Below are 15,833 nucleotides of genomic sequence, written 5' to 3' on the forward strand. Positions count from 1 at the left end.
CGGCGCCCTGCGTGTCGTGGCGGCGCAGGGGACGGGCCGGGGGTGCTCCGGGGAGGCGTCAGGCGCGTGGGTGGGCCTGCCGGTAGCCCTCGCGGAGGCGATCGATCGAGACGTGTGTGTAGACCTGCGTGGTGCGCAGGGACGCATGCCCCAGCAGCTCCTGCACGCTGCGCAGGTCGGCGCCGCCGTCGAGGAGGTGGGTCGCGGCCGTGTGGCGCAGCGCGTGGGGCCCGCGCGCCGCGGTGTCCCCCAGGCCCTCGAGCGCCCGATCGACGACGGTGCGCGCCTGGCGCACCCCCAGCCGGCCGCCGCGCGCGCCGAGGAAGAGGGCGGGGCCGGAGTCCGGCCGGGCCAGGCGGGGGCGACCGAGCCGCTGCCACGCCTGGAGGGCGCGGCCCGCGGGGTCGCCGTAGGGGACGGTGCGCTGCTGGTCGCCCTTGCCGGTCAGCCGGACGACGCCGCGGCCGGCCTCGAGGTCGTCCACGTCCAGGGCGGAGAGTTCGGCCACCCGGGCGCCGGTGGCGTAGAGCAGCTCGAGCAGGGCGGCGTCCCGCAGGGCCAGCGCGTGGGCGGCGGGGTCGTCGCCCGCGGCGGCCGCGTCCACACGCTCCTGGGCGGCCGCGAGGAGCCGGGTCGCCTGCTGCTCCTGGAGCACGTGGGGCAGCGTCCCCTCGGGCCGGGGCGAGCGCAGCCGCAGGGCGGGGTCGTCGGAGCGCAGGCCCTCGCGGCGCAGCCAGGCCGTGAAGGTGCGGACGGCGGCCACCCGGCGGGCCAGGGTCGCGCGGGCGAGGCCGGCCCCGCTCATGGCCGCCAACCAGCCGCGCAGGTCCTCGATGTCCAGCTCGGCGAGGACGTCCGGTGCGCTGGGCACGTGGCGAGCGGGAGCATCGTCGTCCACGGGGGGCGTCCCCGCGGTGGCGGCTGTGCCGGCGACGTGGTCGATGAGGGAGTGCAGATCGGCGAGGTAGGCGCGCACGGTCTGGGGGCTGCGGTTTCGCTCGTGGCGCAGGTGCTCCTCGAACGCCTCGAGCCAGGCCGTGTCCCGGGGCGAGGGGGCGCGCGGGACCGGGACGGGACGGACGGAGGACGACGGGGTCATCCCCCCACTCTGCCATCCGCCCCAGGGCGGCGCCGCCCGGGAGCACGCGGCCGGAGGTCATCCCCGCCGCCACCGGTCCTCGACCCGTTCGGCCAGGCCCGCCCGCTGCAGCCGGGACAGGCACGCCAGGACGGTGGGCAGCGCGAGCCCGGCGCTGACGGTGATCCGGTCGACGGGCACCGCCTGGCGCAGGGGCAGCGCCTCGTGGACGAGGGCCTCCTCCATCGTGAGCCCGTCGGTGGGCCGCGCGGCGGACTCGGGAGCTGCCCGGGTGGAGGTCCTCCCGCCCGCGCCGCCGCTCCGGGCGGGCCCCTGGCCGAGCAGGGCGAGGGCCTCCTGCTCGGTGGTCACGAGACGGGCGGGGCTCTCCTGCAGCAGACGGTGGCAACCGGCGGAGCTGGGCGAGGTCACGGGGCCGGGGACCACGCCCACCTCGCGGCCGAGGCCGAACGCGTGGCCCGCCGTGTTCTGCGCTCCCGACCGCCAGCGCGCCTCGACCACCAGCACGGCCCCCGCGAGCGCGGCGATGACCCGGTTGCGCTGCAGGAACCGGTACCGCGTGGGACTCGCACCGGGCGGCATCTCGGACACGAGCAGCCCGGCGGCCATCACCGCGCGAAGCAGGTCCTCGTGGCCGGCCGGGTAGAACCGGTCGAGGCCGCCGGCCAGCACCGCCACCGTGGGCGGGACGCCGTCGCGATCCGCCGCGTCTTCCGGTGCGGCGGGCGCCTGCAGCGCGGCCCGGTGGGCGGCGCCGTCGATGCCGTACGCACCGCCGGAGATCACGCACGCGCCCTGCTGGACGGCGTGGGCGGCACAGCGGGCCGTCACGGTCCGCCCATACGCGGTCGCCTCCCGGCTGCCGACGACGGCGAGCATCCGGTCCGCGGGAGGCAGCGTTCCGGCGCCGCGGAACCACAGGCCCAGGGGTGCCTCCTCGCCCAGGTCCGCCAGGGCGGCGGGCCAGGCGTCGTCCTCGGGGATCAGCAGGCCTCCCCCGAGCCGGTGCAGAGTCACGAGGTCGCGCTCCGGCTCCAGCCGGGCGGCCCGGGGCGCCCAGCGGGCCAGCCCCGCGGCCCAGCGCCGGGGCAGCGTGTCGGGCGTGCCGGCGAGATCGGCGAGCAGATCGCGTTCGGCGGGCTGGATCGTCTCCCGGCCCGTGAGCAGGGCGAGTGCCCGCTCCGGCCCCAGCGCCGTGACGGTCTGCACCGCGAGCGCGTCCCCGGGCTCGACCAGCCGGGTCAGGGCGGCGCGGGCGAGCCGGGCGGCGTCCGGCCGGCGCGGCCCGGCGACGGGGACGTGGTCTGCCGCCGGGGTGACGTGGGTGGTCATGCGTCCTCCTCGTTCTGGTGGCGCAGCGTGAGTGCCACGTCGGTGTCCTCGGGTGCGGGCCGTTCGGCGCCGCGCAGGTCCGCCAGGGTCCAGGCGAGGCGCAGGACGCGGGCGTGGCCGCGCGCGCTCAGCAGGCCCTGGTCGACGGCGTCGTCCGCGGGCCGGCGGGCCGCCCGGGGCACGGCGTACGGGCCGTGCCGCAGCACCCCGGCGGGGACGTGCGCGTTGCGGCGCAGCCCGGACGGGACGAGCCCGCGCTCTGCGGCGGTGGCCCAGCGCCGGGCCTGGCGGTCGGCGGCCGCGGCGACCCGGGCGGCCACCTGTGACGTGGTCTCGGAGGCGGGCGCCCCCGTGAGCTGCCGCGCTTCGACGGGCCGCACGGTGACCTGCAGGTCGACGCGGTCCAGCAGCGGTCCGGAGAGCCGCTGGGCGTAGCGGCGGCGTTCGGGCACGCTGCATCGGCACTCGACGCCCGTGCCGCCGCCCTTGCCGCACGGGCAGGGGTTGGCGGCCAGCACGAGCTGGAACCGGGCCGGGTAGACGACGGCGCCGAGGGCCCGGTGCAGCAGCACCTCCCCGGACTCGAGGGGCTGGCGCAGCGCCTCGAGGGTGCGTCGTTCGAACTCGGGGGCCTCGTCCAGGAACAGCACGCCGCCGTGGGCGAGGGAGGCCGCTCCCGGCCGGGCGAGGCCGCTGCCGCCGCCCACGAGGGCCGAGCGGGACGCCGAGTGGTGGGGTGCCTCGAACGGCGGGGTCCGGTCGATGTCACCGTCGAACCCCTGGGCCGTCCCGCCCCTGCGCCGGACACGGGCGTCGCCGCCGCGGAGGGAGCGCAGGGCGGCGCACTCGAGCGCGGTGCGCCGGTCCAGGGGCGGCAGGATTCCGGGCAGGCGCTCGGCGAGCATGGTCTTGCCCGCCCCCGGGGCGCCCATGAGCAGCAGGTGGTGGGCGCCGGCGGCTGCGACCTCGAGCGCGAACCGGGCCTCGGCCTGTCCGGCGACCTCGGCGAGGTCGGGCACCGCACGGGCCGGCTCCGGTTCCGGGGCTGTCACCTGCCGTCGGGCCGGGCGGCGGGGCGGCTCTCCGTCCGGTTCCCCGCCGAAGGCGCGGATGACGTCGTGCAGATGGGCGAAGCCGCGGACCTCGGCGCCGGGGACCAGTCGGGCCTCGGCCTCCGCATCCTCGGCGACGACCACCTCGGAGCACCCCGCGTCGACGGCGGCCATCACCATCGCCACGGTCTCCGGCGAGCGGTGCAGGGCGCCGTCGAGGCCGAGCTCGGCCAGGAACACGGGCCCCTCGACGTTCCGCACCCGCCCGTCCGCGGCGTAGGCCGCCAGGACGATCGCCAGGTCGTGGCACGCACCCCGCTTGTGCACCCCCGCCGGCAGCAGGTTCACGGTCAGGTGCCGCCGGGTCAGGGGCAGTCCGGCGTTGCGCGCGGCGGAGCGGATGCGGTCCCGGCTCTCCTGCAGCGCCTGGTCCGGCAGGCCGAGGAGGGTGAACCCGGGCAGGGACTGGGCGATGTCCGCCTCGACGTGCACGACCTCCCCGCGCAGACCCGCCAGCGTGATGGAGCGGGTGCGTCCGATGCCGCTCACGGCCGCACGTCCTGCAGCAGATCGAAGCGGATCCCGCCCGTGCGCGGCACCAGCACGGCGACGGCGTCGACGCGCCAGGGCGTCCCCCGGCGGTCCGCGGCGTGGGCCCGCACCCACGCCGCGGTGAGGCGGTGCAGCCGGGTGAGCTTGCGCCGGTCGATCGACTCGAACGGGTCGCCGAAGGCCAGGCCCGAGCGGGTCTTCACCTCGACGCCCACCCACCAGCCCGCGTGGTGGGCCACGATGTCCAGCTCTCCGGCCTCGCCCCGCCAGTTGCGGTCGGCGATCACGTAACCGCGCTCGGCGAGCCAGCGCGCGGCGGCGTCCTCGCCGAACCGGCCCAGTGCCGTGTGCGCGCGGCTGGCGCGCCTGTCTCCGGGCGGCTGCGCCCCGATCCGTTCCGCGGTCCCCGTCATCCCGACCACCTCCTGGGCACCAGGGTGGTCCCGGGCGGGGTCGCCGGGTGGGTGGCGGCGGGGATTGTGCGGGGCCGGACGCCTGTGCAGGAGTGGACGTCGGCGTCCCGCCCTCGGGGCCGATCAGGGGTGGGTCAGCTCGGCAGCTGGCCGTCCGGCGGGACCGTCAGGTCCTCGGTGGGCAGCTCCTCGATGTTCACGTCCTTGAAGGTCAGCACCTTCACGCGCTTGATGAACCGCTGCGTGCGGTACACGTCCCACACCCAGGCGTCCTCGAGCAGGATCTCGAAGAACACGTCCCCGTCCGCCTGGCGGGGCGTCAGCCGCACGTCGTTGGCGAGGTAGAAGCGCCGCTCGGTCTCCACGACGTAGCGGAACAGGCCCACCACGTCCCGGTACTCGCGGTAGAGCAGCAGCTCGGCCTCGGCCTCGAAGTCCTCGACGTCGTCTGCGCTCATGACATGCCTCCTCAGTGCTCGCCGCGCACCCGCGACAGTCCGGGCACGCACGGTCTCCATCCTCCCCCGTCCGGGGGTCGCACGTCGAACGGGCGGCCGCGCCCGACCCCAGGGGCTCAGTCGAACAGGGTGGGCGGCGCCTGCGCGGGCGCGCCCGGCAGCCCGAGGTTCCAGCTGCGCCGGTGTTGCCGGCTCGCCCCGCGCTCGGCCAGGGCGGCCCGGTGCGCGGCCGAGCCGTACCCCTTGTTCCCGGCCCACCCGTACCCCGGGTGCGCCGCGTCGAGGGCGATCATGACGTCGTCGCGGGCCACCTTCGCGGCGATCGACGCGGCCGCCACCGTCGCGCACCGGTCCTCGGCCCGCACCAGCATCGTGGGCACGGGCGGCACCGGGCGCGGCGCGGGCACGGGGCCGGCGTCGGGATCGGAGCGGCTCAGCCAGTCGTCCCGGCCGTCGAGCACGAGGGCGACCGGCTCCTGCCCCACCGCGTCGCACAGCGCCGCCCACGCCCGGCGCCCGGCGAGACCGAGGGCCGCCGAGATCCCGAGCGCGTCGATCTCCGCGGGGCCGGCCTCCCCGAGCGCCACCCCGGCCGCCCAGTCCTCGATCTGCGGGACCAGGGCGCGCCGGCGTCGGTCCGTGAGCGCCTTGGAGTCGCGCACCGGAGGGATCTGCCCCGCGGCGGGCAGCCACGCGGCGCACACCCCGACGACGACGGGCCCGGCCAGCGCGCCCCGGCCCACCTCGTCCATGCCCGCCACCAGCACCCGGTCCACTCCCCGCGCGGCGAGGACCGGCGCGGCCAGCCCCGCCTCGACGTCCAGACCGGCGCGCACCGTCGGCCGGCCGCCGCCCCGACGGACGGTCACGTGCGAGCCCCCGGCACGGGCGCGTCCGGCACGGCGGCGAACGCGTCGGGGTCGGCGCCGGCGCCGCCGACCCGGTCCAGCGGCCAGACCACGAACCGGGCGCGGCCCACCACGTCGTCGAGGGCCACGAACCCGCCCCCGGGCCCGGCGCGGTGCGCGCGGGAGTCCGCCGACGCCGAACGATGGTCGCCGAGCACCCACAGCCGCCCCTCGGGGACGGTCACCTCGAACGCCTCCTGCGCGGGCGTCTCCCCCGGCGCGAGGTACGGCTCCTCCACGGGCACCCCGTTCACGCGCAGCGTCTCCTCGCCGGGCGTCCAGGAGACGATGTCCCCCGGCAGCCCGACGGCCCGCTTGATCACGTGGCCGCCCCCGGGCAGCCAGCCCTTCGTGTCTTCGAACACCACCACGTCACCGCGGCGCACCGGGAACGGATCCGGGGTGAGCAGCGTGGCGACCACGCGGTCGCCGGCCCGCAGCCCGGGCTCCATGGACGAGGACGGGATGGCGTACATGCGCGCCAGGAAGGCCCACGCCAGCACGCAGGCGAGTACGGTCACGGCGGCCGCGATCAGCGCGGTGCGGCGCCCCGTCACGGCGTGTCCCCGGAGGGGACGTCCACGGTCCCGCGGCGGGCCAGCGGCCACACGACCTCCGCGACCCGGCCCTCGACCCGCTCGAGCGGGATCAGCCCGCCGCCGGGGGCGCCCAGCAGTGCGCGGGAATCCCGGGAGGCGGCGCGGTGGTCGCCCAGGACGACCATGCGCCCGTCGGGCACCTCGAAGGACCAGGTCCCCGCCGCGGCCGGCTCGTCCGCGGTCACGGGCCTGCCGAGATACGGCTCATCCAGCGGCTCGCCGTTGCGCAGCAGCCGACCGTCCGGGGCACAGCATTCGAGGCGGTCCCCCGGCAGGGCCAGCACGCGCTTGACGAACGCGTCCTCGGCCGCGCCGACACCCCACCACCGGGCGACGTCCTCGAGGCCGCGCTCGAGCGATCCGGCCGAACGGTACGGCGCCAGGCTGCCGGCGCCGTCGAACACCACCACGTCGCCGTGGTGCAGGCCCTGCCCGCCGGCCGCGGCGGCCTCCACCCGCACGCGGTCGCCGGGCTGCAGGGTCGGCTCCATCGACCCGGAGGGGATGAGGTAGACGGGGCCGGTGAGGGCGCGCAGCACCGCGGCCACCACGACGGCGGCCACCACGGTCAGGCCGAGCCACGCCCACCAGCGGCTCGTGCCGGAGGCGGGGGCCGCCGTCGGGCCCGAGGAGGAGCCGGCCCCGGACGCGACGGAGCCCCGTGACCGGCGGGGGTCACGGGGCTCCGAGGTGCGCATGGGTCGATCACCGGTCGGCGGGGCCGACCGGGATGATCACTTGGCGTCGACGCGCTTCTCGCGGATGCGGGCGGCCTTGCCGTGGCGGTCGCGCATGTAGTACAGCTTCGCGCGGCGCACGTCGCCCTTGGTGACGACCTCGATCTTGTCGATGACCGGGGAGTGCACCGGGAACACGCGCTCCACGCCGACACCGAAGGACACCTTGCGGACGCGGAAGGTCTCGCGCACGCCGTAGCCCTGACGGCCCATGACGTAGCCCTGGAACACCTGGACGCGGGCAGTCTTGCCCTCGATGATGTTCACGTGCACCTTGACGGTGTCGCCGGGGGCGAACTCCGGGATGTCGTCGCGCAGCGTCTTCTTGTCGAACGAGTCGAGAATGTGCATGTCGTCTCTCCTGGCGGATGCCACAGGTCAACCGCGTGGTAGGCGGGCGCACGGCCCGTCCACGTCCGCATGACGAGGGGGCCGGGTCCCGAGCCGAGGGCCGGGCTCCGCACGTGGGGTGCGGTCCCGGGGTCCGATCCGTTGACGCGCGCCCCCTGTGGCAGGTCGGGCGTCCGGCGGACACGAGGACCCATTATGCCACAGCCGACGACGTCGCGACGCCCCTCCAGCCCGTCGGGCGTGGCGGGTCAGTCCTCGGAGTCGTACGCCGCCCACAGGTCCGGACGTCGCTCGCGCGTGCGCTCCTCCTGCTGGGCCCGACGCCAGGCCGCGACCTTGCCGTGGTCGCCCGAGAGCAGCACGGGCGGCACCGCACGGCCCCGCCAGTCCGCGGGCTTGGTGTAGACCGGGTACTCCAGCAGGCCGTCCTCGTGGGACTCCTCGACGAGCGAGGCCGGGTTGCCCACGACGCCCGGCACGAGGCGGCCGACGGCCTCGATCATCGCCAGCGCCGCGACCTCGCCGCCGTTGAGCACGTAGTCGCCCAGCGAGACCAGCCGCACCTCGAAGAGCTCCTCGGCCCAGCCGAAGACGCGCTCGTCGATGCCCTCGTAGCGGCCGCACGCGATCGCCACGTGCTCCCGGCCCGCCAGTTCGCGGGCGAGCCGCTGGGTGAAGCGCTCCCCCGAGGGCGTCGGCACGAGCAGCACGGGGCGGTCCCCCGGCCCCGCCGACGCCGGATCGGCGGGGGCCGGCGCCACAGACCCCTGGGCCGCCACGTGCTCGAGCGCGAGTGCCCACGGCTCGGGTTTCATCACCATCCCGGCGCCGCCACCGTAGGGCGTGTCGTCCACGGTGCGGTGCCGGTCGACGGTGAAGTCGCGCAGGTCGTGGACGTGCACGTCCACGAGGCCCTCGCGGCGGGCACGGCCCAGCAGCGAGACGTCGAGGACCGCGAGGTACTCGGGGAAGATCGTGACGACGTCGAAGCGCACTGCTCAGTCCTCCGCATCCGCATCGGCGGGCCCGTCTGCGGCGTCCTCGTCCTCGCCGGTGGCGAGCTCGAGCAGCCCCGGCGGCGGGGTCAGCACGAGCACGCCGGCCTCGGGGTCGATCTCCGGGACGATCTCCTCGACGAAGGGCACCAGGGCCTCCTCCTCGACGCCGTCCAACGCGACGTGCAGCAGGTCCTGGACCGCCCCGGTGGTCAGGGCCGTGACGACGCCGACGCGGTCGCCCTCGACCCGCACCTCGAGGTCCACGAGGTCCTCCTCGTACCACTCGTCGGACTCCTCGGGCGCGGCGGGAACGGCGAACAGCTGGGCGCCGCGCAGGGTCTCGGCGACGTTGCGGTCCAGCGACTCGGCGAAGCCGACCACGAGGATCTGCTTGTTCCACCGGGCCCGGGTGACGGTGAGCTCCGCCGGCAGGCCCGGGGCGCCGTCGCGCACCACGAGTCGCTCGCCGGGGGCGAAGCGGGCGTCCGGGTCGTCGGTGAAGACCTGCACGGTCACCTCGCCGCGGATGCCGTGCGGCTTGCCGATGCGGGCGACGCGGACGAGGTCGTCCTGGGCTGCGGGACTCATGGGCTCTCCTGGGTGGGACGGTCGGTGGCGGGAGGGGGCGGGGCCGCAGACGACGACGGCCCGCCGGCCCGGTGAGGGGCGGGCGGGCCGTGCGTCACGGGCCGTCAGGAGCGGCGGTCGGTCTCCACCACGTCCACGCGGACGGGGTGGCCGGCCAGGCCGTCCAGCACGGTGCGCAGCGCGGTGGCGGTGCGACCCTGGCGGCCGATCACGCGACCCAGGTCCTCGGGGGCCACGCGGACCTCCAGCATGTCGCCGCGCCGCTGGGAGCGGGCGTCCACGCGGACCGCCTCGGGCGTGTCCACGATGCCGCGCACCAGGTGCTCGAGGGCCTCGGTCAGCATGGTCACTCGGACTTCTCGGCGTCCTCGGCCGGCGCCTCAGCGGCCTCCTCGGACTCGGCCGGGGCCTCCTCCTGCTTCGGCTCCTCCGGCAGGATGACCGAGCCCTTCTCGGGGGCCACGAAGGCCTCCTTCTCGGACTTGGACTTCAGGGTGCCCTCGGCGCCCGACTCGCCCTTGAACTTCTGCCAGTCACCGGTGACCTTCAGCAGCGCGGCGACCTGCTCGGTCGGCTGGGCGCCGACGGAGAGCCAGTACTGGGCGCGCTCCGAGTCGATCTCGATGAACGAGGGCTCCTCGGTGGGGTGGTACTTGCCGATCTCCTCGATGGCACGGCCATCGCGGCGGGTGCGCGAGTCCATGACGACGACGCGGTAGAACGGGGCGCGGATCTTGCCGAACCGCTTCAGACGAATCTTGACAGCCACGAGTGTGGTTCTCCTTCAGTGGATCTGGGGGGCCGGGGCACGACGCCGCGTGGGGGCAGCGGGCATCGACGACCTGGCACACGGAACGGAGCGCAGCGGAGGATAGAGGGTCGTCCGGGCTCACGCTCAGTACCGTGCCATTCTGCCAGATCGGGCGGGCCGGTGCACACCCGGCGCGCCGCGACCGGGCAGCGGGCGACTCAGCGGTCCTTGAGGTACTTCTCGAAGCCCGCCGGCAGGTTGAGGGTGGACGGGTCGAATCCGTCCATCCCCGCACCGTCGCGGCCGAACACGGCCCCGGCCTGTGCCTGGGCGGCGCGGGCGCGCCGCTCCTCGATCGCCTTGCGCTCGGCCGCGGCCTTGGCGGGGTTGCCGGACTTCACGCGATCGCGCTTGGCGTTCTTGCCCTTGCCCTTCGCCTTGCGGGAGGCGCCGCCCGGCATACCGGGCATGCCGGGGATGCCACCGCCGGCGGCCATGCGCTTCATCATCTTCTGCGCCTCGGCGAAGCGCTCGAGCAGGCCGTTGACCTCGGACACGCTCACACCCGAGCCGCGGGCGATGCGGGCACGGCGCGAGCCGTTGATGATCTTGGGGGCCACGCGCTCGTGCGGGGTCATCGAGTGGATGATCGCCTCGACGCGGCCGATCGACGACTCGTCGAACTGCTCGAGCTGCTGCCGCATGCCCTGGGCGCCCGGCATCATCATGAGCATCTTCTTCAGCGAGCCCATCTTCTTGAGCTGCTGCATCTGGGCGAGGAAGTCGTCGAGGGTGAAGTCCTCCTGGTCCGCGAACTTGCGGGCCATCTTCTCGGCCTCGCTGCGGTCCCAGTTCTGCTCGGCCTGCTCGATCAGGGAGAGCACATCGCCCATGTCGAGGATGCGCGAGGCCATGCGGTCCGGGTGGAAGACCTCGAAGTCCTTCAGGCCCTCGCCCGTGGAGGCGAACATGATCGGCTTGCCGGTCACGTGGCGGACGGACAGCGCGGCGCCGCCGCGCGCGTCGCCGTCGAGCTTGGTGAGCACGACGCCGGTGAAGCCGACGCCCTCGTTGAACGCCTGGGCCGTGGCCACGGCGTCCTGGCCGATCATCGCGTCGATGACGAAGAGCACCTCGTCCGGGTCCACGGCGGCGCGGATGTCTGCGGCCTGCTGCATGAGCTCGGCGTCCACGCCGAGGCGGCCGGCGGTGTCGATGATGACCACGTCGTGGTACTTCGTGTTGGCCTCGGCGACGCCGTCGCGGGCCACCTGCACCGGGTCGCCCGTGGCGGCCTCGAACTCGGAGGAGACGCCGGGGTGCGGCGCATAGACCGGGACCCCGGCGCGCTCGCCGCCGACCTGCAGCTGCTTCACGGCGTTCGGGCGCTGGAGGTCGCAGGCCACGAGCAACGGGGTGTGGCCCTGGGACTTGAGCAGGTGGGCGAGCTTGCCGGCGAGGGTCGTCTTGCCGGCGCCCTGCAGGCCCACGAGCATGATGACGGTGGTGCCCGTCTTGGCGTGCTGGATGCGCCGGGTCTCGCCGCCGAGGATGCCCACGAGCTCCTCGTTGACGATCTTCACGACCTGCTGGCCCGGGTTCAGGGCCTGGGCCACCTCGGCGCCGAGGGCGCGCTCCTTGATCTGCGCGATGAACTGGCGGACCACGGGCACGGCGACGTCGGCGTCCAGGAGGGCGCGGCGGATCTCGCGTGCGGTGGCGTCGATGTCCGCCTCGCTCAGCCGCCCCTTGCCCTTGAGGCTGCGGAAGGTGGCTGTGAGGCGGTCGGACAGGGAGTTGAACACGGCGGGTGTGATCCTTCGAAGCGGGGTCGACTGATCCGGACGCGGTCGGTCGCGGGCGCCGCGGCATCCACCGCGGCGCCCGCCAAGCCTAGCAACCGACCGGCCTCACCCGTCCGCGGCGGCTCACCGCGCCTCGGCGGGGACGGGCACCCCGCCGAAGCCGACGTCGTAGGCCGACTCGTCGTGCAGGGTCAGATCGACGCCCCGCTCCTCGTCCTCCTTGCTCACCCGCAGGCCCATGGTCCCGCGCAGGACCAGGGCGATGGCGGTGGTCACCACGGCGGTGAAGACCACGGCGACGAGCACGGCCACCGTCTGGGCCACCAGGAGACCGGCGTCTCCGCCGTAGAACAGGCCCGCCCGGCCCTCGTCCGGCAGGGCGAAGAAGCCGATCAGCACGGTGCCCAGGATGCCGGCGGTGAGGTGCACACCGACGACGTCGAGCGAATCGTCGAAGCCGAGGCGGTACTTGAGGTTGACCGCGAGCGCGCTGGCCGCACCGGAGACCAGGCCGATCACCACGGCCCCCAGGGGGCTCACATAGGCGCACGCGGGCGTGATGGCGACCAGTCCCGAGACGATCCCGGACGCGGTGCCGATCGAGGTCGGCCGGCCGCGGCGCAGCCACTCCACGAACACCCAGCCGAGCATGCCGGCGGCGCCGGCGGCGAGGGTGTCCACCCAGATCAGTCCGAGCTCGTCGACACCGCCCGCCGCGCCCCCGTTGAACCCGAACCAGCCGAACCAGAGCAGGGCCGCGCCGAGCATGGTGAACGGGACGTTGTGCGGCCGGTGGCCGGGGTCCACGCCGAAGCCGTGGCGCTTGCCCAGCAGCAGCGCGAGCACGAGGGCGGCCACGCCGGCGCTGATGTGCACCACGAGCCCGCCGGCGAAGTCGAGGGCCTCCCCCAGGCGGGCGCCGATGGCGCCGTCCGCGGAGAGGAGCCCGCCGCCCCACACCATGTAGGCCAGCGGCGCGTAGACGACGGTGGTCCAGACGGGCACGAAGACGCACCACGTGACGAACTTGAACCGGTCGGCCACCGCGCCGGAGATGAGGGCGACCGCGATGATCGCGAAGGTGGCGCCGTAGGCCGCGGCGACGAGCCCGCCCTCGGCCATCGTGCCGGTCAGCCCGAGGTCACCGGCGGGGTTGCCCACCACCCCGGCCCACCCGTCGCCGCCGGTCATGCCGTGGACCCACAGGACCCAGACGACGCCGACGAGGCCCATCGAGACGAAGGACATCATGATCATGTTGAGCGAGGACTTCGCGCGGGTCATGCCGCCGTAGAAGATGGCCAGCCCGGGTGTCATGAGCAGGACCATCGCCGCGCTCGTCACCATCCACACTGTCCCTGCGTCCAGGACGTTCGACTCCTCCATGGGGGTCTCCTTCGGTCCGGGCCGCGAGCCGGGGGCGAACGCCCGTCCCGCGGCGTCGCTGCCCGGCCCCGATCGGGGCCGATGGAGGGACAATATCGGAGGAGTGGGCCACGCCACACGTCGATGACGTCTCCGTGACAGAACAGGGCCCCTCCCGACGTCGTCGGGAGGGGCCCTGGACCGGGTGCGGGACGTCAGTCGGCCAGCAGCGCGTCCACGAAGCCCTCGGCGGTGAACGGTGCGAGGTCATCGGGGCCCTCGCCGAGGCCGATCAGCTTGACGGGCACGCCGAGCTGGCGCTGGATGGCGATCACGATGCCGCCCTTGGCGGTGCCGTCCAGCTTGGTCAGCACGATGCCGGTGACGTCCACGACCTCGGCGAACACCTTCGCCTGGGTCAGGCCGTTCTGGCCGGTGGTGGCGTCGAGGACGAGCAGGACCTCGTCCACCTCGGCCTGCTTCTCGATGACGCGCTTGATCTTGCCGAGCTCGTCCATGAGGTTGGCCTTGTTCTGCAGACGGCCCGCGGTGTCCACGAGTACGACGTCGACGCCCTCGGCGATGCCGTGCTCCACGGCCTCGAAGGCGACAGACGCCGGGTCGGCGCCCTCCTTCTCGGAGCGGACGGTCTCCACGCCCACGCGGGCACCCCACGTCGCGAGCTGCTCGGCGGCGGCGGCGCGGAAGGTGTCCGCGGCGCCGAGCACGACGGTGCGGTCCTCCGCCACGAGCACACGGGCGAGCTTGCCCACGGTGGTGGTCTTGCCGACGCCGTTGACGCCCACGACCATGGTCACGGCGGGGCGGTCGCCCCTGCGGGTCGCGGCGAGACGGCGATCCATCGAGGGGTCCACCATGGCCACGAGCTCCTCACGCAGCAGGGTGCGCACCTGCTCCGGGTCACGCGTGCCCTCGACCGTGACACGGGCCTTGAGGCGGTCGACGAGCTCCAGGGTGGGCTCGGTGCCGAGGTCCGCCATCAGCAGCGTCTCCTCGATCTCGTCCCACACGTCGTCGTCGATGCGGTCCTGGGACAGCAGCGCCAGCAGGCCCTTGCCGAAGACGTTGTTGGACTTGAGCAGGCGGGCCCGCAGGCGGGCCAGGCGCGAGCCGGCGGCCTCGGGCCGCTCGTACTCGGGCTTCGCCGGGGCGGTCTCCACCTCCTCGACGACGGCGGGCTCCGGCTCGGCGACGACGGGCGGCGCCTCGTCGACCTCGGGGCGTTCCAGGACGGCGGTGGAGCCCGACGGGGCCGCGTGCCGCGGGCTCGGGCGCGGGTCGTCCGCGTCCCGCACTCCCTGGTACGAGCCCTTCGGCGGGGCGGGGCGCCGGTCCAGCAGGCCGACGAGCACGCCGCCCAGCAGCAGGGCGGCCACGACTGAGACTATGAGCACGATTTCCACGGACCCAGTCTGTCACACGGGCCGTCGCCCGCCCCGGGCTGCACACCCGGCACCGTGCGAGGATGGCGGTCATGCCGTCGTCGTCCGCCCGCTCCTCGCGGGTCCCCCTGCCCCGTGAGATCAAGGTCCTCGTCGCCGCCGCGTTCATCATCGCGATCGGCTTCGGCATCATCGCCCCGCTGCTGCCGCAGTACGCGGCGACGTTCGACGCGTCCGCCGTCGGGGTGGCCGCCGTCGTGTCCGTGTTCGGGCTGACCCGCCTCCTGTTCGCCCCGGTCTCCGGCAAGCTGACGAACCGGCTCGGCGAGACGCCCGTGTACATGACGGGCGTGCTGATCGTGGCCGCGTCCATGTTCCTGATCGCCTTCGCGCAGACCTTCCCGCAGCTGATCCTCTTCCGCGCGATCGGCGGCATCGGCTCCACCCTGTTCACCGTGTCCGCGATGGCGTTCCTGGCCCGGAAGTCCCCGCCCACGATGCGCGGCAGGATCTCGGGCGCCTACGCGTCCGCCTTTCTGATCGGCAACATCGTGGGGCCGATCGTGGGCTCCGCCCTGGCCGTATTCGGGTACCGGGCCCCGTTCCTCATCTACGGCAGCTCCCTGGTGGTGGCGGCGGCCCTCGTGTTCTTCCTGCTCAAGGACACCCGGCTCGCGGACCGCGCCGTCCGCGACGTCCGCCCCGCCATGCCGATCCGGGAGGCCCTGGCCAACCCGTCCTACCGGGCCGCGCTGGTCTCCTTCTTCGCCAACGGCTGGGCGACGTTCGGTGTGCGCAACTCGGTGATGCCCCTGTTCGCGGCGAGCGCGTTCGCCGGCACGGCGCTGCTGGGCTGGGAGGTGGACGGCGCGCTCATGGCGGGCCTGGCCCTGTCCGTGTTCGCACTCGGCAACGTCACGGCCGTGACGTTCAGCTCGCGGCTGTCCGACGTGCACGGGCGCCGGCCGCTGATCCTGACGGGCCTGCTCGTCATGGCCGTCACCACCGGGGTGATCGGCTGGATGAGCTCGCCCGTGCTCTTCCTGCTCGCATGCCTGCTGGCCGGCGCGGGCACGGGCACCCTGAACGCCCCGCAGCAGGCGGCCATCGGCGACGTCGTCGGCCAGGGGCGGCGCGCGGGCGCCGTGATGTCCACCGCCCAGATGTCCGCCGACCTGGGCGCCATCTCCGGCCCGCTGCTGGCCGGGCTCGTGGTGGACACTGCCGGCTACGGATGGGCGTTCGCGCTCACCGGCGGCGTCATCCTGCTCGGCGCGCTCGCGTGGTGGCGCGCCCCGGAGACCAATCTGCCGATCGTGCCCGGTGGGCCCCGCACCGGGTCCCTGCCGCTGGTCCGCCCGGAGGACGCCCGGGTGACCCCGCGCGAGGACGGGTGAAGTCGGGGGCAGGCACGAGGCCGCC

17 protein-coding genes are annotated in these 15,833 nt (G+C 74.9%); 1 reads left to right on the top strand and 16 read right to left on the bottom strand.

Translation table 11 applies throughout. The annotated features are described in order from the left end of the window. Positions 1-58 precede the first annotated feature (58 nt). The 16 genes from HDA34_RS02400 to ftsY form a co-directional block, all read right to left on the bottom strand. Positions 59-1,099: a tyrosine recombinase XerC gene (locus HDA34_RS02400; protein ID WP_134376863.1), complete on the bottom strand. Its 1,041-nt coding sequence runs from the start codon at positions 1,097-1,099 to the stop codon at positions 59-61. A gap of 57 nt (positions 1,100-1,156) precedes the next feature. Next, on the bottom strand, positions 1,157-2,431 hold the full coding sequence (locus HDA34_RS02405; protein WP_134376865.1) for a DNA-processing protein DprA: 1,275 nt from the start codon (positions 2,429-2,431) through the stop codon (positions 1,157-1,159). Then, entirely contained in the window at positions 2,428-4,032 is a 1,605-nt protein-coding gene (locus HDA34_RS02410; RefSeq protein ID WP_134376867.1) for a YifB family Mg chelatase-like AAA ATPase, read from the bottom strand. Before HDA34_RS02410 ends, HDA34_RS02405 begins: the two co-directional genes overlap by 4 nt. Next, positions 4,029-4,448, bottom strand: coding sequence for a YraN family protein (locus HDA34_RS02415; RefSeq protein ID WP_002853815.1), 420 nt, complete (start codon positions 4,446-4,448; stop codon positions 4,029-4,031). The genes HDA34_RS02410 and HDA34_RS02415 overlap by 4 nt, the downstream gene beginning before the upstream one ends. A 134-nt stretch (positions 4,449-4,582) precedes the next feature. Next, positions 4,583-4,906: a DUF2469 domain-containing protein gene (locus tag HDA34_RS02420; RefSeq protein ID WP_002853817.1), complete on the bottom strand. Its 324-nt coding sequence runs from the start codon at positions 4,904-4,906 to the stop codon at positions 4,583-4,585. A 116-nt stretch (positions 4,907-5,022) separates the two neighbouring features. Continuing rightward, positions 5,023-5,775, bottom strand: coding sequence for a ribonuclease HII (gene rnhB, locus HDA34_RS02425; protein WP_134376869.1), 753 nt, complete (start codon positions 5,773-5,775; stop codon positions 5,023-5,025). Continuing rightward, the gene (gene lepB / locus HDA34_RS02430) at positions 5,772-6,371 is read right to left on the bottom strand and encodes a signal peptidase I (protein WP_127435682.1); all 600 of its coding nucleotides are present in this window, start codon (positions 6,369-6,371) and stop codon (positions 5,772-5,774) included. Before lepB (HDA34_RS02430) ends, rnhB begins: the two co-directional genes overlap by 4 nt. Beyond that, entirely contained in the window at positions 6,368-7,111 is a 744-nt protein-coding gene (gene lepB / locus HDA34_RS02435; protein ID WP_134376871.1) for a signal peptidase I, read from the bottom strand. Before lepB (HDA34_RS02435) ends, lepB (HDA34_RS02430) begins: the two co-directional genes overlap by 4 nt. Positions 7,112-7,147: 36 nt before the next feature. Next, positions 7,148-7,501 (bottom strand): 50S ribosomal protein L19, encoded by a 354-nt coding sequence (gene rplS / locus HDA34_RS02440; RefSeq protein WP_036340124.1) that lies wholly within the window; start codon positions 7,499-7,501, stop codon positions 7,148-7,150. 248 nt (positions 7,502-7,749) lie between these two features. Beyond that, the gene (trmD, locus tag HDA34_RS02445) at positions 7,750-8,496 is read right to left on the bottom strand and encodes a tRNA (guanosine(37)-N1)-methyltransferase TrmD (protein WP_101965523.1); all 747 of its coding nucleotides are present in this window, start codon (positions 8,494-8,496) and stop codon (positions 7,750-7,752) included. Positions 8,497-8,499: 3 nt separating this feature from the next. Continuing rightward, positions 8,500-9,087: a ribosome maturation factor RimM gene (rimM, locus tag HDA34_RS02450; RefSeq protein ID WP_101965524.1), complete on the bottom strand. Its 588-nt coding sequence runs from the start codon at positions 9,085-9,087 to the stop codon at positions 8,500-8,502. 104 nt (positions 9,088-9,191) lie between these two features. Next, positions 9,192-9,431 (bottom strand): RNA-binding protein, encoded by a 240-nt coding sequence (locus tag HDA34_RS02455; protein ID WP_029248213.1) that lies wholly within the window; start codon positions 9,429-9,431, stop codon positions 9,192-9,194. A 2-nt stretch (positions 9,432-9,433) separates the two neighbouring features. Beyond that, on the bottom strand, positions 9,434-9,856 hold the full coding sequence (rpsP, locus tag HDA34_RS02460; RefSeq protein ID WP_049146048.1) for a 30S ribosomal protein S16: 423 nt from the start codon (positions 9,854-9,856) through the stop codon (positions 9,434-9,436). Positions 9,857-10,056: 200 nt separating this feature from the next. Beyond that, a complete protein-coding gene (gene ffh / locus HDA34_RS02465; protein WP_115165098.1) occupies positions 10,057-11,643 on the bottom strand; it encodes a signal recognition particle protein in 1,587 nt (528 codons plus the stop codon). 123 nt (positions 11,644-11,766) lie between these two features. After that, positions 11,767-13,029: an ammonium transporter gene (locus HDA34_RS02470; RefSeq protein ID WP_060973686.1), complete on the bottom strand. Its 1,263-nt coding sequence runs from the start codon at positions 13,027-13,029 to the stop codon at positions 11,767-11,769. A 194-nt stretch (positions 13,030-13,223) separates the two neighbouring features. Continuing rightward, positions 13,224-14,432 carry a signal recognition particle-docking protein FtsY gene (gene ftsY, locus HDA34_RS02475; protein WP_182496698.1) on the bottom strand — a complete coding sequence of 403 codons (1,209 nt, stop codon included), beginning with the start codon at positions 14,430-14,432 and terminating at the stop codon, positions 13,224-13,226. Positions 14,433-14,503: 71 nt separating this feature from the next. Between ftsY and HDA34_RS02480 the strand changes: the two genes are divergently transcribed. Then, on the top strand, positions 14,504-15,808 hold the full coding sequence (locus HDA34_RS02480; protein WP_134376873.1) for an MFS transporter: 1,305 nt from the start codon (positions 14,504-14,506) through the stop codon (positions 15,806-15,808). Positions 15,809-15,833: the final 25 nt, after the last annotated feature.

Source organism: Micrococcus luteus (assembly GCF_014138885.1).
Taxonomy (GTDB): Bacteria; Actinomycetota; Actinomycetes; order Actinomycetales; family Micrococcaceae; genus Micrococcus; species Micrococcus luteus.

Coding starts and splice junctions, on each gene's coding strand:
- HDA34_RS02455 (WP_029248213.1), bottom strand. CDS start 9,431: ATGCTGACCGAGGCCCTCGAGCACCTGGTGCGCGGCATCGTGGACACG.
- HDA34_RS02415 (WP_002853815.1), bottom strand. CDS start 4,448: ATGACGGGGACCGCGGAACGGATCGGGGCGCAGCCGCCCGGAGACAGG.
- rimM (WP_101965524.1), bottom strand. CDS start 9,087: ATGAGTCCCGCAGCCCAGGACGACCTCGTCCGCGTCGCCCGCATCGGC.
- HDA34_RS02470 (WP_060973686.1), bottom strand. CDS start 13,029: ATGGAGGAGTCGAACGTCCTGGACGCAGGGACAGTGTGGATGGTGACG.
- HDA34_RS02400 (WP_134376863.1), bottom strand. CDS start 1,099: ATGACCCCGTCGTCCTCCGTCCGTCCCGTCCCGGTCCCGCGCGCCCCC.
- rplS (WP_036340124.1), bottom strand. CDS start 7,501: ATGCACATTCTCGACTCGTTCGACAAGAAGACGCTGCGCGACGACATC.
- HDA34_RS02405 (WP_134376865.1), bottom strand. CDS start 2,431: ATGACCACCCACGTCACCCCGGCGGCAGACCACGTCCCCGTCGCCGGG.
- HDA34_RS02480 (WP_134376873.1), top strand. CDS start 14,504: ATGCCGTCGTCGTCCGCCCGCTCCTCGCGGGTCCCCCTGCCCCGTGAG.
- HDA34_RS02420 (WP_002853817.1), bottom strand. CDS start 4,906: ATGAGCGCAGACGACGTCGAGGACTTCGAGGCCGAGGCCGAGCTGCTG.
- lepB (WP_134376871.1), bottom strand. CDS start 7,111: ATGCGCACCTCGGAGCCCCGTGACCCCCGCCGGTCACGGGGCTCCGTC.